The sequence below is a fragment of the Streptomyces sp. CB01249 genome (genome assembly GCF_001905735.1).
In the GTDB taxonomy this organism is placed as follows: domain Bacteria; phylum Actinomycetota; class Actinomycetes; order Streptomycetales; family Streptomycetaceae; genus Streptomyces.
Genome location: NZ_LISW01000005.1, coordinates 395882 through 409502, shown reverse-complemented (window position 1 = coordinate 409502; position 13621 = coordinate 395882). Strand labels below are relative to the sequence as shown.

The window sequence follows — 13621 nt, the reverse complement described above, 5'->3', positions numbered from 1 at the left end:
CAGGAGGTCCACGGCATCATGGAAGGCGTGCCCGACACGAACAACCTCCGCCGCGCCCCGGTCCAGCAGCGCAGCGCCGAACGCCTCGCCCGGATCCTCGACGCCTGCGCCGGACTCCTGGACGAGATCGGCTACGAGCAGCTGTCCACCCGGGCCGTGGCCCAGCGGGCCGGGGTGCCCATCGGCTCCGTCTACCGCTTCTTCTCCAACAAGCGGGCCCTGGCCGACGCGCTGGCCCGCCGCAACCTGGACAGCTACGCCGAGCGCATCACTGCCCGGCTGGCCGCCATCGAGACCGCCGACTGGCGCGGCGCGATCGACGCCGTACTGGACGAGTACCTGGCGATGAAGCGCACCGTCCCCGGCTTCGCCCTGGTCGACTTCGGCGCCCCCGCGCCCGACGAGGACCCGGCCGACGACGCCAACCAGCGCGTCGCCTCCCGGCTCACCGGACTCCTCGCCGGACAGCTCGGCCGGGAGGCCGACGCGGACCTGCTGCGCGCCATCCTGGTCTGCGTGGAGGCGGCCGACGCCCTGCTCAAACTCGCCTTCCGCAGCGACCCGTCGGGCGACGACGCCCTCGTCGCCGAGACCCGCGAACTCATCCACGCCTACCTCGCCCGGAGGCTCGACTGAACCTCCCCCGGCTGTGAATGCGCCCGGGGGATACCCAACTTTGCGCGAGTCATTCCCTCACCGGGCGCTGTGGGCTAATTTCGGGCCACTGCTGCCGCTCCCCACCGCTCCCTCACGAACCCTCCCGGGCGGAACCACATGACTCGCGCCATCACCCTGCACAACGTCAGCAAGGCATACGGACGGTCCCCGCGCGCCGTCGACCGTCTCTCCCTCTCCATCGACCCGGGCGAGTTCGTCGTCCTGCTGGGCCCTTCCGGCTGCGGCAAGTCGACCGTGCTCCGCATGATCGCCGGCCTGGAGGACACCAGCGAGGGCGAGATCCTCCTCGACGGCGAACCGGCCAACCACCTCACCCCGCGCGAGCGCGGAATGGCCATGGTCTTCCAGAACTTCGCGCTGTACCCGACCATGACCAACCGGGCCAACATCGGCTTCCCGCTGAAGCTGGAGAACCCGCGCGCGGACCACAACGAGCGCATCGAGAACACGGCCAGGATGCTCGGGATCGAGCGCGTCCTGGACCGGCTGCCCGGCCAGCTCTCCGGTGGCGAGCGCCAGCGGGTCGCCATGGGGCGGGCCATCTCGCGCCAGCCCTCCGCGTTCCTCATGGACGAGCCGCTGTCCAACCTGGACGCCAAGCTCCGCAACCACCTGCGCGCCGAGATCGCCCAGCTGACCAAGGAACTCGGCGTCACCACCGTCTACGTGACGCACGACCAGGCCGAGGCCATGTCCCTGGGCCACCGGGTCGCCGTCATGCGCGGCGGGGTCCTCCAGCAGGTCAGCCCGCCGCGCGAGGTGTATGCCCTGCCGGAGAACGTGTTCGTCGCCGCCTTCATCGGGACGCCCCGGATCAACCTCCTCCAGGCCGTGGTGCACGCGCCCCTGGAGGGCCGGATGTCCATCGACCTGGGCCGCCAGCGCCTTCCGCTGCCCGAACCGCTCAGCCCCGACCACCAGCTCCTGCGCATCCAGCAGGGCCGCCCGATCATCGTCGGCCTGCGCTCGGAGGCCGTCCGGATCGCCCCGCCCAGCCACGCCCGCCCGGGCGAGGTCGCGCTCAGCGGCATCGTGGAGCACGTCGAATACCAGGGCCACGAGGCGCTGGTCCACCTCAACACCGGCTCCCGGCCCGCCGTGGTCCCCGAGCTGGAATCGGCCCGCACCGACCGGGGACCCGTGCGCAGGCGGCGCGGCGGCCAGGGCGGTACGGGGATGCTGGACCGGATCAGGGAGCGCGCCGGCTCCTACGTCGGCGGGAACGTCGCCGTCCTGGACGCGCCGGAGGCCGACGACCTGCCGCCGGGCATGCACAGCCCGGACCGCCCCGCCGTCACCGCCAGCGACCTGGTCGTGCGGACCGGGCCCGACATGATGCTGCGCACCGGCGGCCAGGTGCCCCTCCTGGTCGACCTCGCGCACCTGTACGTCTTCGACCACCAGGGCCGCCGCATCTGCCCGCTGCCGAAGGACGTGCCGGGCCTGGACATGTAGACGGGGGAGCCCGACCGTGACGGGGGTCTCTGGCGCCTGAAAACTAACAGCGCTAGTTTGGGCTCCGGACGATCCCGTCCGTCACCGTGCCCGGGAGGAACAGCGATGAAGGCCCACGACGGTATGTACATCGGCGGCGCCTGGCGGCCCGCCGCGGGAACGGACACGATCGCGGTCGTGAACCCGGCGGACGAGCAGGTCATCGGCCACGTCCCGGCCGGCACCGCCGAGGATGTCGACGCCGCGGTACGCGCCGCCCGCGCCGCCTTCCCCGGCTGGGCCGCCACCCCGCCCGCCGAGCGCGCCGCCCGCATCGCCGCCCTCCGCGACGTGCTGGGCGTCCGCGCGGAGGAGATCGCCGAGACGGTCACCGCCGAGCTGGGCGCCCCGCCCGCGCTTGCCGCCTCCGTGCACGCGGGCCTCCCGGTCCTGGTCGCCGGGACCTACGCCGAGCTCGCCGCCACGTACGCCTTCGAGGAGCGGCACGGCAACTCGACGGTGTACCTGGAGCCCGTCGGCGTCGTCGGCGCGATCACCCCCTGGAACTATCCGCTGCACCAGATCGTCGCCAAGGTCGCCCCCGCGCTGGCCGCCGGCTGCACGGTCGTCCTCAAGCCCGCCGAGGACACCCCGCTCACCGCCCAGCTCTTCGCCGAGGCGGTCGCCGAGGCCGGGCTGCCCGCAGGCGTGTTCAACCTGGTCACCGGCCTGGGCCCGGTCGCCGGACAGGCCCTCGCCGCGCACGAGGACGTCGACCTGGTCTCCTTCACCGGGTCCACCGCGGTCGGCCGGCAGATCGGCGCCACGGCCGGTGCCGCCGTCAAGCGCGTCGCGCTGGAACTGGGCGGCAAGTCCGCCAACGTGATCCTGCCCGGCGCGGACCTCGCCAAGGCGGTCAACGTGGGCGTCGCCAACGTGATGTCCAACTCCGGGCAGACGTGCAGCGCCTGGACCCGGATGCTGGTGGACGCCGAGCGGTACGAGGAGGCCGTGGCACTCGCGGCGGCGGCCGTCGCCAAGTACGTGCCGGGGGACCGGGTCGGCCCGCTCGTCAACGCCAAGCAGCAGGCCCGGGTGCGCGGTTACATCGAGAAGGGCGTCGAGGAGGGCGCCCGCCTCGTCGCCGGCGGCCCCGAGGCCCCGCTGCCCACCGGCTACTACGTCAGCCCCACGGTCTTCGCCGACGTCACCCCGGAGATGACGATCGCCCAGGAGGAGATCTTCGGCCCCGTCGTCTCGATCCTGAAGTACGAGGACGAGGACGATGCGCTCCGCATCGCCAACGGCACGGTCTACGGGCTCGCGGGCGCGGTCTGGGCCGCCGACGACGAGACGGCCGTGGCCTTCGCCCGTCGGATGGACACCGGCCAGGTCGACATCAACGGCGGCCGCTTCAACCCGCTCGCGCCTTTCGGCGGTTACAAGCAGTCCGGCGTCGGCCGGGAACTCGGCGCGCACGGCCTGGCCGAATACCTCCAGACCAAGTCCCTCCAGTTCTGAGTCCCGTACCAGCCACCCATCAGCAAGGAGCCAGTCCGTGGTCCGCGCCGCCGTACTGCCCGCCGTCGGAGCTCCGCTGGAGATCACCGACATCGTCCTGCCGGAGCCCGGCCCCGGCCGGGTGCGCGTCCGCCTCGCCGCCGCCGGGGTCTGCCACTCCGACCTCTCGCTGTCCAACGGCACCATGCGGGTGCCCGTCCCCGCCGTCCTCGGCCACGAGGGCGCCGGGACTGTCGTGGCGGTCGGCGAGGGCGTCACCCATGTCGCCCCGGGCGACGGCGTCGTCCTCAACTGGGCGCCCTCCTGCGGCAGCTGCCACCACTGCGGCATCGGCGAGGTGTGGCTCTGCGCGAACGCCCTGGCCGGTGCGGCGGACCTGCACGCCCGCACCGCCGACGGCACCGACCTGCACCCCGGGCTCAACGTCGCCGCCTTCGCCGAGGAGACCGTCGTCGCCTGGAACTGCGTGCTGCCCGCCCCGGACGGCATCCCGCTCACCGACGCGGCGCTCCTGGGCTGCGCGGTGCTCACCGGCTACGGTGCGGTCCACCACAGCGCCCGGGTCCGTGCGGGGGAGTCCGTCGTGGTGTTCGGCATCGGCGGCGTCGGGCTCGCCGTGCTCCAGTCCGCCCGGATCGCGGGCGCCTCGCAGGTCATCGCGGTCGACGTCTCCCCGGAGAAGGAGGAGCTGGCCCGCCGGGCGGGCGCCACGGACTTCGTCATCGCCTCGGAGACCACGCCCCGGGACATCCGGAAGCTCACCGGGGGCCAGGGCGCGGACGTGGCCGTGGAGTGCGTGGGCCGGGCGGCCACCATCCGGAGCGCCTGGGAGTCCACCCGCCGGGGCGGCCGCACCACGGTCGTCGGCATCGGCGGCAAGGATCAGCAGGTCACCTTCAACGCCCTGGAGATCTTCCACTGGGGCCGCGCCCTGACCGGCTGCGTCTACGGCAACAGCGACCCGGCCCGCGACCTGCCGGTGCTGGCGGACCACATCCGGGCGGGCCGCTTCGACCTCTCCATGATGGTCACCGAACGCATCGGCCTGGACGGCATCCCGGCCGCCTTCGACAACATGATCGCGGGCAAGGGCGGCCGGGCACTGGTGGTGTTCTAGGACCCGGCGGTCCTCCGGCGCGAAGGCTGGTGGTGAGCATCCGGGCGGGCTTCGCCCGGCTGCTCACCACCGGTCCGCTTCCGGGAGACCGCCACCCCGGCCAGGCACAGCAGGCCGCCGCCGACGGTGAGCGGGGCGGGCACCTCGTCCAGCAGCAGCCACGACATGAGCACCACGAGCGCCGGGACCGCGTAGGTGGTGGCGCCCATCCGCCCGGCGGTGGTGCGGGCGAGGGCGTACGCCCAGGTGGTGAAGGCCAGCGCGGTCGGGAAGAGCCCGAGGTAGACCATGTTGAGCGTCGCGGACAGCGGCGCGTCGGCGGCGTCCGAGACCAGCGCCCCGGAGAACGGCAGACACGCCACCGTCCCGGCCAGGCAGCCGAACGTGGTGATCTGGAGCGCCGATCCGTGCCGCAGCGCCGGCTTCTGGCCGACCACCCCGCCCGCGTACGCCACCGCCGCCAGCAGGCACAGCAGCACGCCGAGGACCGACGAGCCCCCGTGTCCCGACATGGAGAGCCCCACCACCGCCGCGCCCGCGAAGGACACCGCCATGCCCAGCACCAGCCGGCGCGGCAGCCCCTCGCCGAGCAGCCGGGCACCGAGCAGCGCGATCAACAGGGGCCCGATGTTCACGACCATCGCGGCGGTCCCCGCGTCGACCTGCTGCTCGCCCCAGTTCAGCACCACCATGTACAGGCCGAACCACAGCAGCCCGGACCAGGCGATCCCCGGCCAGGCGGCCCGCGACGGCAGCCCCTCGCGGCGTACGAGCAGCAGCGTGCCCAGCGCCAGGGAGCCGGCCAGCAGCCGGCCTAGGGCCAGGGCGCCGGGGGAGTAGGCGTCGCCCGCGCTGCGGATGGAGACGAAGGCGGAGGCCCAGAGGACCACGGTGGTGGAGGCGGCGGCCGTGGCCCGCCAGTCACGGGCGGCCGGGCGCGCGGCGGCGGGGGAGGGGAGCGTCGTCATGGACCTGACCGTACGGCCGGGAAGGTTCGGCGCCCGCCGAAGGGTCACCGCCCGGACCGGGGCGGGACGTATTGCAGCGCGAGCCCGTCCACCAGCGCCCGCAGCCCCGTCTCGAAGGCGCCCTCGTCCACCTGCTGCCGCCGCTCGGCCAGCAGGTGCGCCTGGCCCAGGTGGGGGTAGTCGGCGGGGTCGTACGCCGTCTCGTCGTCCACGAACCCCCGGGCGAAGGAGCCGAGCGCCGAGCCGGTGATGAAGTAGCGCATCAGCGCCCCGATGTACGTGGCCTGGGCGGGCGGCCATCCCGCGCGCACCATGGCCCCGAACACGGCGTCCGCGACCCGCAGACCGGCCGGGCGGCGCCCGGGACCCTGCGCGAGCACCGGGACGATGTGCGGATGCGCGGCGAGCGCCGCCCGGTAGGAGACCGCCCAGTCGTGCAGGGCGGCCCGCCAGTCCCGGGGGTCGGACTCCTCGAACATCGACAGGTCGACCTGTGCCGAGACGGCGTCGGCGACCGCGTCCAGGATCTCGTCCTTGTTGCGGAAGTGGTTGTACAGCGAGGGCCCGCTGACCCCCAGTTCGGCCGCCAGGCGGCGGGTCGAGACCGCGTCCAGCCCTTCGGCGTCCACGAGGGCGCTCGCCGTCTCGACGATGCGTTCTCTGCTCAGGAGGGGCTTGCGCGGGCGGGCCATGCGGCACATAGTAGGCCCTGCCAGATGAAAACTAGCAGTGCTAATTAAGGCGGAGGGTGCGGCCGATGAACCTGGAGCTGAGCGAGGAGCAGGAGGCCGTCCGGCAGCTCGCCAAGGACTTCGTCGCCCGCGAGGTCACCCCGCACGCGGCCGAGTGGGACCGGTCCGAGAACGTCGACAAGTCGATCGTCAAGAAGCTCGGCGCCCTCGGCTTCCTCGGCCTGACCGTCCCCGAGGAGTACGGCGGCTCGGGCGGCGACCACCTCGCGTACTGCCTGGTGACCGAGGAGCTGGGCCGGGGCGACTCCTCGGTGCGCGGGATCGTCTCGGTTTCGCTCGGCCTGGTCGCCAAGACCGTCGCCGCCTGGGGCGACGAGGAGCAGAAGCGCGCGTGGCTGCCCCGGCTCACCTCGGGCGACGCGGTCGGCTGCTTCGGGCTCACCGAGCCCGGCACCGGCTCGGACGCGGGCAGCCTGGCGACCCGGGCCGTGCGGGACGGCGGCGACTACGTGATCAACGGCAGCAAGATGTTCATCACCAACGGCACCTGGGCCGACGTGGTGCTCCTCTTCGCCCGCACCAACGACACCCCCGGCCACAAGGGCGTCTCCGCCTTCCTGGTCCCCGCCGACGCCCCGGGCCTCTCTCGCCGCACCATCCACGGCAAGCTCGGCCTGCGCGGCCAGGCCACCGCCGAACTGGTCCTGGAGGACGTCCGGGTGCCCGCGAGCGCCCTGCTGGGCCCCGAGGGCAAGGGCTTCTCGATCGCGATGTCCGCCCTGGCCAAGGGTCGGATGTCGGTGGCCGCCGGCTGCGTCGGCATCGCCCAGGCGGCCCTGGACGCGGCCGTCGGATATGCGGGTGAACGCGAGCAGTTCGGCAGGCCCATCGCGGGCTACCAGCTCGTCCAGGAACTCATCAGCGACATCTCCGTGGACACCGAGGCGGCGCGCCTGCTCACCTGGCGGGTCGCCGACCTCGTCGACCGGGGCCAGGACTTCGCCACCGCCGCGTCCCGGGCCAAGCTGTTCGCCTCCGAGGCCGCCGTCCGGGCCGCCAACAACGCGCTCCAGGTCTTCGGCGGCTACGGCTACATCGATGAGTACCCGGTCGGCAAGCTGCTCCGGGACGCCCGCGTGATGACGCTCTACGAGGGCACCAGCCAGATCCAGAAACTGATCATCGGCCGCGCCCTGACCGGGGTTTCGGCGTTCTGAGTATCTTCTGAGTATCCGAACGGATGTGGCGTGCGTCATACCGCCGGATGCTGGGCGCCATGAGTGAGACGACACCGGTCAAACAGCAGACCACCGGCGCCTACTTCGGGCAGGCCGTCGCGTCCTTCGGGATCGCGATGGCCGCGGTGACCCTCGGAATCTACTTCCTCGACGCCGACGCCTGGGTGCGCGCTTTCCTCGCCATCGGCGTCCTCTACCTGGTCACGTCCTGCTTCACGCTGGCCAAGGTCATCCGGGACCGGCAGGAGGCGGGCCAGCTGGTCAGCCGGGTCGACCAGGCCCGGCTGGAGAAGATCCTCGCCGAGCACGACCCCTTCCAGAAGCTCTGAGGCCCACCTGCGAAAAGTTTCCCTAAGCGCTTGCTCAGGATCGGGGTATGGTGTGCGTCCTGCTGACTGAGAGGGGCGAGCGACGATGAGCACGGCGCAGGAGACCGACGCCGAGGACCCGCCGTGGGCCGAGGTGACGCCCGAGGCCGCGCGGCGGCTCCTCGTCGCGGCCGTCGACGCCTTCGCCGAGCGCGGGTACCACGCGACCACCACCCGGGACATCGCGGGCCGCGCCGGAATGAGCCCCGCCGCGCTCTACATCCACTACAAGACGAAGGAAGAGCTGCTCCACCGGATCAGCCGGATCGGCCACGACCGCGCCCTGGCCGTGCTGGAGGCGGCCGCCGACGGCGACGGCACGGCCGCCGAACGGCTCGCCACCGCCGTGCGCTCCTTCGTCCGCTGGCACGCCGAGCGGCACACCACCGCCCGCGTGGTCCAGTACGAACTGGACGCGCTCGGCGAGGAGCACCGCACCGAGATCATCGCGCTGCGCCGCAGGACCGACGCGGTGGTGCGCCGGATCATCGGTGAGGGCGTCGCCTCCGGCGAGTTCGACGTACCGGACGTGCCGGGCACCACGCTCGCGGTGCTGTCGCTCTGCATCGACGTGGCGCGCTGGTTCAACGCGCAGGGCAGCCGGACGCCCGACGAGGTCGCCGAGCTGTACGCGGGCCTGGTGCTGCGGATGGTCGCCGCCGGGCGCTGAGCACGGCCGAACGCCCCCGGTCCCTCGCGCGGGACCGGGGGCGTTCGCGTACGTACGCACGCGGGCGCGGGCTCAGAAGTAGTAGCGCGACACCGACTCGGCGACGCAGGCCGGCTTGTCGCCGTCCTCGCGCTCGACCGTCACGACGGCGGTGATCTGCACGCCGCCGCCCGCCTCCTCGACGCTCTTCAGGACGGCCGTCGCGCGCACCCGGGAGCCGACCGGCACGGGGGAGGGGAAGCGGACCTTGTTGGTGCCGTAGTTGATGCCCATCTTCGCGCCCTCGACCGCCATGACCTGCGGGACGAGCACCGGCAGCAGCGACAGCGTCAGATAGCCGTGCGCGATGGTTTTCCCGAACGGACCGGCCGCCGCCTTCTCCGGGTCCACGTGGATCCACTGGTGGTCGCCGGTGGCGTCGGCGAACAGGTCGATCCGCTTCTGGTCGACCTCCAGCCAGTCGCTGTACCCCAGCTGCTCGCCCACGCCGTCCCGCAGCTCCTGCGCGGACTCGAAGATCCTCGGCTCAGCCATGTCCCTGCTCCTGCCCTTCACGCTCTCCTGATCGTCCACGCTTTCTAAGCGCTTGCTCAGCATCGTGCGCGGGTGCGTTCCTGTCAACGACGGACCCATGGGGGACCGGCCACGTAGGGTTCGACGGGTGCCCCAGATCCCGCAGACACTTCACGAACTCACCGTCGGCCAGCTCTCCGCGCGCAGCGGCGCCGCCGTGTCGGCCCTGCACTTCTACGAGGCCAAGGGCCTGATCAGCAGCCGCCGTACCAGCGGCAACCAGCGCCGCTACAGCAGGGACGCCCTGCGCCGGGTCGCCTTCGTCCGCGCGGCCCAGCGGGTGGGCATCCCGCTGGCCACCATCCGCGAGGCGCTGGCCGAGCTCCCCGAGGAGCGCACCCCGAACCGCGACGACTGGGCGCGGCTCTCGCACGCCTGGCGCTCCGAGCTGGACGACCGGATCAAGCAGCTGGGCCGGCTCCGCGACCACCTCACCGACTGCATCGGCTGCGGCTGCCTCTCGCTGGAGACCTGTGTCCTGTCCAACCCGGACGACATCAACGGCGAGAAGATCAGCGGCTCGCGCCTGATGCCGGAGCGCAGGGCGGAGCGCAAGGCGGACCGCGCGCCGGCCGCCCGTGCGGCGGAGAGCGCCGAGGGCTGCTGCTGACCGGATGCGTGCCGGGCGGCCCCCGCTGCGGGCCGCCCGTATCCCGTCTCAGGCCACCGTCGCCAGCTCGCCCGCCCGGTCGCGGCGGGCCCGCGCCAGGGCCGCCGGGGTGAGCACCGGCTGCGGCACCACGATCCCGCACCCCGTGCAGACCGGGCCCGACCACGGCTCGGTGTCCAGGTCGTGCCGCCAGGTGATCCCCGTCTTGCCGCACACCGGGCAGCCGGCCCCGGGTTCCGCCTCCAGGGCCGAGATCAGACGGGCCAGCACCTCGGCGAGCGGGGCCGAGGGATGGACCGCCGGGTCGTCGCAGCGCGCGACGCCGTTGCCGCCCCAGGTGCGCCGGTGCCAGTCGTCGAAGGCGCCGGGCCGGCGCAGCCCCCGGTGCTTCTCCCGCCTGCGGCGCTCCGCGAACCCCGCCTCGTAACCGAGCCAGACCGTGCGGGCCCGCTCCAGCTCGTCCAGTGCCCGCACCAGCCGCACCGGGTCCGGGGCCCGGTCCTCGGGGGCAATGCCGTGCCGTGCGCACAGATGGTCCCAGGTCGCCCGGTGCCCGTAGGGGGCGAAGCGTTCCAGGCACTTGCGCAGCGAGTACCGCCGCAGTGCCAGGTCGCTTCTCGGGTCGCGGACCTGTCTCGCCAGACTCCGGAAACCGGCCATTGAGCCGCCACCTCCGTCGCTCGTACTCCGTCGCCCGTACTTCGGCGTCAGGGGATGGACGTACGCCTGCCCGGATCGGCTCCATCCAAAGGCCGAAGCGTCCGAAAGATGAGACGCCGCACAGAATCCGGCGGCATGTGGCGATTCGGAAAAGGTGACCGATGTTCATCTTACCGGCCGGTCGTACCGCCAGTAACCTGCCGCGCATCGGCCTCTCGGAGGAGTACGCATGCCCCCACGCACCCGTATGACCCGCACCGGTACCACCAGAGCCGCCGCCCTCGCCGCGGCTCTCGCCCTCGGTACGTCCCTGCTCGCCGCCGCTCCCCACGCGGGCGCCGCCGAGGCGGATCCCGTCCCCGACTACTGCCAGGGGCAGTGCGACGACATCCTGCCGCCCGGCGCGAACGGCAACGCCACCCTGGTGGAGATCCTGGGCAACAAGGCGTTCGGCACCCACCCCGCGCACAGCGACGACCAGCTCGACCGCTACGACGGGCTGGTCGCCGGGCACACCGGGCTCACCGACCAGAAGCTCACCGACTTCTTCAACGACGCCTCGTTCGGCGTCCCGAAGGACCAGGTCGAGTCCGTCACCTCGCCGCGCGACGACGTCACCATCACCCGCGACAAGTCCTCCGGCGTCCCGCACATCAAGGGCACCACGCGCTACGGCACCGAGTTCGGCGCCGGGTACGCGGCCGGGCAGGACCGGCTGTGGCTGATGGACCTCTTCCGGCACATCGGGCGCGGCGAGCTGACCTCGTTCGCCGGCGGGGCCCTCGCCAACCAGGGCCTGGAGCAGCAGTTCTGGCCGCAGGCCCCGTACACCGAGGCCGATCTGGAGGCCCAGGTCGAATACATCAGGACCCATGAGGGGGCCAGGGGCGAACAGGCCATGGCGGACGCGCAGGCGTACGTCGACGGCATCAACGCCTACCGCAAGAAGTCGAAGGACGGCCGCTACTTCCCCGGCGAGTACGTCCTGACCGGCAAGATCGACGCCATCACCAACATCGGCGAGATCCAGCCGTTCAAGCTCACCGACCTGATCTCCATCGCCTCGGTCGTCGGCGGCCAGTTCGGCGGCGGGGGCGGCGGCGAGGTGCAGGCGGCCCTGTCGCTCCTCTCCGCGCAGCAGAAGTACGGCGTCGCCGAGGGCACGAAGGTCTGGGAGTCGTTCCGCCAGCGCAACGACCCCGAGGCCGTGCTCACCATCCACGACGGCACCTCCTTCCCGTACGCCAACAAGCCCGACAAGGCCGTCGGCACGGCCCTCCCGGACCAGGGCTCGGTCACCGCCGAACCCCTGATCTACGACCGCACCGGCTCCGCGGGCACCGGGGTGAAGGCCCCCGTCAAGGCACCGGCCTCGCTCAAGAAGGCGCAGGGCATCTTCGACAAGGGCGTCATCCCGGAGGGCTCGCTGCCCGGGTCCGGCTCCGGCGCCCAGAAGCGCGGGATGTCCAACGCCCTGCTGGTGTCCGGCAAGAGCACCGCGAGCGGGCACCCGGTCGCCGTGTTCGGTCCGCAGACCGGCTACTTCGCACCGCAGCTGATGATGCTTCAGGAGCTCCAGGGCCCGGGCATCAGCGCGCGCGGCGTCTCCTTCGCCGGTGTCGGGATGTACATCCAGATGGGCCGGGGCCAGGACTACGCCTGGAGCGCCACCTCGGCCGGACAGGACATCACCGACACGTACGCGATCGACCTCTGCGAGCCCGACGGCTCCACGCCCACCAAGGACTCCACGCACTACCTCTACCGGGGCACCTGCACCGCGATGGAGAAGATGGAGAAGTCCAACTCCTGGAAGCCGACCGTCGCGGACTCCACCGCCAAGGGCTCGTACCGCATGCAGGTCTGGCGCACGAACTACGGCATCGTCACCCACCGCGCCACGGTGGGCGGCAAGCCCGTCGCGTACACCACGCTCCGCTCCACCTACCGGCACGAGGCCGACTCGATCATCGGCTTCCAGATGCTCAACGACCCGGCGTACGTCACCGACGCGGCCTCCTTCCAGCAGGCGGCGAGCAGCATCGACTACGCCTTCAACTGGTTCTACGCCGACTCCCGCACCGCCGCCTACTACAACAGCGGCATGAACCCGGTGCGCGCGCCCGGCGTCGACCCGGCGCTGCCCGTCCGCGCCGAGAAGGCGTACGAGTGGCAGGGCTACGACCCGGCGGCCAACACCGCCTCGTACACCGCCTTCGCCGAGCACCCGCACTCCAGCGGCCAGGACTACTACATCTCCTGGAACAACAAGCAGGCCGAGGGGTACGCCGCCTCGGGCTTCGGGCTCAGCGCGGTGCACCGGGGCGACCTGCTGGACGACCGGGTGTCCAAGCTCGTCGCCGAGGGCGGCGTGACCCGCGCCTCGCTCACCCGGGCCATGGCGGACGCGGCCCTCACCGACCTGCGCGGCGAACAGCTGCTGCCCGAGCTGCTGAAGGTCATCCGCTCCCAGCCGGTCACCGACCCGGACCTGAACGCGGTGGTCCAGCAGCTGGACTCCTGGCGGGCGTCGGGCGCCCAGCGCAAGGAGACGAGCCCGGGCTCGCACACGTACGGGCACGCCGACGCGGTCCGGATCATGGACGCCTGGTGGCCGCGGCTGATCGAGGCGGAGTTCCGGCCCGGTCTCGGTGACGACCTGTACGGGGCGCTCACCGCGAACCTCGCCACCGACGAGTCCCCGGCCGCCAGCCACGGGCCGAGCGGGGCGCACAGCGGCTCCGCCTTCCAGTACGGCTGGTGGGGCTTCGCCGACAAGGACCTGCGCCAGGTGCTCGGCCAGGAGGTCAAGGGCCCGCTGGCCAAGTCGTACTGCGGCAACGGCGACCTGAGCGCCTGCCGTACGGCGCTGCTCGCCTCGCTCAAGGAGGCGGCGGCGGTGCCGGCGGCCGAGGTCTACCCGGCCGACGACAACTGCAAGGCCGGCGAGCAGTGGTGCACGGACTCGATCATCCACCGCGCGCTGGGCGGCATCGCCCAGAAGGCCATCCACTGGCAGAACCGCCCGACGTACCAGCAGGTGGTGGAGTTCCCGAGCCACCGTTGACACCGCGGCCGGGCGGGTCCTCGCG

13 protein-coding genes are annotated in these 13621 nt (G+C 72.4%); 9 read left to right on the top strand and 4 right to left on the bottom strand.

All coding sequences use genetic code 11. The annotated features are described in order from the left end of the window. Window positions 1-18: 18 nt before the first annotated feature. The 4 genes from AMK18_RS24525 to AMK18_RS24510 all read left to right on the top strand — a co-directional run bounded on the left by AMK18_RS24525 (window position 19) and on the right by AMK18_RS24510 (window position 4750). A complete protein-coding gene (locus tag AMK18_RS24525) occupies window positions 19-636 on the top strand; it encodes a TetR/AcrR family transcriptional regulator (protein ID WP_018103652.1) in 618 nt (205 codons plus the stop codon). 138 nt (window positions 637-774) lie between these two features. Further along, window positions 775-2133 carry an ABC transporter ATP-binding protein gene (locus AMK18_RS24520; RefSeq protein WP_018103653.1) on the top strand — a complete coding sequence of 453 codons (1359 nt, stop codon included), beginning with the start codon at window positions 775-777 and terminating at the stop codon, window positions 2131-2133. A 105-nt stretch (window positions 2134-2238) separates the two neighbouring features. Continuing rightward, the gene (locus AMK18_RS24515; RefSeq protein WP_073864510.1) at window positions 2239-3633 is read left to right on the top strand and encodes an aldehyde dehydrogenase family protein; all 1395 of its coding nucleotides are present in this window, start codon (window positions 2239-2241) and stop codon (window positions 3631-3633) included. A 37-nt stretch (window positions 3634-3670) separates the two neighbouring features. Next, window positions 3671-4750, top strand: coding sequence for a Zn-dependent alcohol dehydrogenase (locus tag AMK18_RS24510; protein ID WP_073864509.1), 1080 nt, complete (start codon window positions 3671-3673; stop codon window positions 4748-4750). Here AMK18_RS24510 and AMK18_RS24505 read toward each other — a convergent pair. Together AMK18_RS24505 and AMK18_RS24500 are read right to left on the bottom strand one after the other, a co-directional pair. Then, a complete protein-coding gene (locus tag AMK18_RS24505) occupies window positions 4747-5718 on the bottom strand; it encodes a DMT family transporter (RefSeq protein WP_073864508.1) in 972 nt (323 codons plus the stop codon). The two genes, AMK18_RS24510 and AMK18_RS24505, sit on opposite strands and share 4 nt — an antisense overlap. Window positions 5719-5762: 44 nt before the next feature. Then, on the bottom strand, window positions 5763-6410 hold the full coding sequence (locus AMK18_RS24500; RefSeq protein WP_020207446.1) for a TetR/AcrR family transcriptional regulator: 648 nt from the start codon (window positions 6408-6410) through the stop codon (window positions 5763-5765). A gap of 65 nt (window positions 6411-6475) precedes the next feature. Between AMK18_RS24500 and AMK18_RS24495 the strand changes: the two genes are divergently transcribed. The 3 genes from AMK18_RS24495 to AMK18_RS24485 all read left to right on the top strand — a co-directional run bounded on the left by AMK18_RS24495 (window position 6476) and on the right by AMK18_RS24485 (window position 8686). Further along, a complete protein-coding gene (locus tag AMK18_RS24495; protein ID WP_073864507.1) occupies window positions 6476-7627 on the top strand; it encodes an acyl-CoA dehydrogenase family protein in 1152 nt (383 codons plus the stop codon). A gap of 59 nt (window positions 7628-7686) precedes the next feature. Then, window positions 7687-7977, top strand: a complete 291-nt coding sequence (locus AMK18_RS24490) for a YiaA/YiaB family inner membrane protein (RefSeq protein ID WP_198957074.1) — start codon at window positions 7687-7689, stop codon at window positions 7975-7977. 85 nt (window positions 7978-8062) lie between these two features. After that, on the top strand, window positions 8063-8686 hold the full coding sequence (locus AMK18_RS24485) for a TetR/AcrR family transcriptional regulator (protein WP_018103660.1): 624 nt from the start codon (window positions 8063-8065) through the stop codon (window positions 8684-8686). Between the two features lie 72 nt (window positions 8687-8758). Here AMK18_RS24485 and AMK18_RS24480 read toward each other — a convergent pair whose 3' ends face one another. After that, on the bottom strand, window positions 8759-9220 hold the full coding sequence (locus tag AMK18_RS24480) for a MaoC family dehydratase (RefSeq protein WP_018103661.1): 462 nt from the start codon (window positions 9218-9220) through the stop codon (window positions 8759-8761). A 127-nt stretch (window positions 9221-9347) separates the two neighbouring features. Here AMK18_RS24480 and soxR point away from each other — a divergent pair, with 127 nt between their 5' ends. Then, the gene (gene soxR / locus AMK18_RS24475) at window positions 9348-9869 is read left to right on the top strand and encodes a redox-sensitive transcriptional activator SoxR (RefSeq protein ID WP_018103662.1); all 522 of its coding nucleotides are present in this window, start codon (window positions 9348-9350) and stop codon (window positions 9867-9869) included. Between the two features lie 48 nt (window positions 9870-9917). Here the strand turns inward: soxR and AMK18_RS24470 are convergent, their stop codons facing one another. Then, a complete protein-coding gene (locus tag AMK18_RS24470; RefSeq protein WP_018103663.1) occupies window positions 9918-10529 on the bottom strand; it encodes a hypothetical protein in 612 nt (203 codons plus the stop codon). A 229-nt stretch (window positions 10530-10758) separates the two neighbouring features. Between AMK18_RS24470 and AMK18_RS24465 the strand changes: the two genes are divergently transcribed. After that, window positions 10759-13596: a penicillin acylase family protein gene (locus AMK18_RS24465; RefSeq protein WP_073864506.1), complete on the top strand. Its 2838-nt coding sequence runs from the start codon at window positions 10759-10761 to the stop codon at window positions 13594-13596. Window positions 13597-13621: the final 25 nt, after the last annotated feature.

What these genes read in the sequence shown, in the direction of transcription:
- AMK18_RS24525 (WP_018103652.1), top strand. Translation starts at nt 19, where the DNA reads ATGGAAGGCGTGCCCGACACGAACAACCTCCGCCGCGCCCCGGTCCAG.
- AMK18_RS24520 (WP_018103653.1), top strand. Translation starts at nt 775, where the DNA reads ATGACTCGCGCCATCACCCTGCACAACGTCAGCAAGGCATACGGACGG.
- AMK18_RS24515 (WP_073864510.1), top strand. Translation starts at nt 2,239, where the DNA reads ATGAAGGCCCACGACGGTATGTACATCGGCGGCGCCTGGCGGCCCGCC.
- AMK18_RS24505 (WP_073864508.1), bottom strand. Translation starts at nt 5,718, where the DNA reads ATGACGACGCTCCCCTCCCCCGCCGCCGCGCGCCCGGCCGCCCGTGAC.
- AMK18_RS24500 (WP_020207446.1), bottom strand. Translation starts at nt 6,410, where the DNA reads ATGGCCCGCCCGCGCAAGCCCCTCCTGAGCAGAGAACGCATCGTCGAG.
- AMK18_RS24495 (WP_073864507.1), top strand. Translation starts at nt 6,476, where the DNA reads ATGAACCTGGAGCTGAGCGAGGAGCAGGAGGCCGTCCGGCAGCTCGCC.
- AMK18_RS24490 (WP_198957074.1), top strand. Translation starts at nt 7,687, where the DNA reads ATGAGTGAGACGACACCGGTCAAACAGCAGACCACCGGCGCCTACTTC.
- AMK18_RS24485 (WP_018103660.1), top strand. Translation starts at nt 8,063, where the DNA reads ATGAGCACGGCGCAGGAGACCGACGCCGAGGACCCGCCGTGGGCCGAG.
- AMK18_RS24480 (WP_018103661.1), bottom strand. Translation starts at nt 9,220, where the DNA reads ATGGCTGAGCCGAGGATCTTCGAGTCCGCGCAGGAGCTGCGGGACGGC.
- AMK18_RS24470 (WP_018103663.1), bottom strand. Translation starts at nt 10,529, where the DNA reads ATGGCCGGTTTCCGGAGTCTGGCGAGACAGGTCCGCGACCCGAGAAGC.
- AMK18_RS24465 (WP_073864506.1), top strand. Translation starts at nt 10,759, where the DNA reads ATGCCCCCACGCACCCGTATGACCCGCACCGGTACCACCAGAGCCGCC.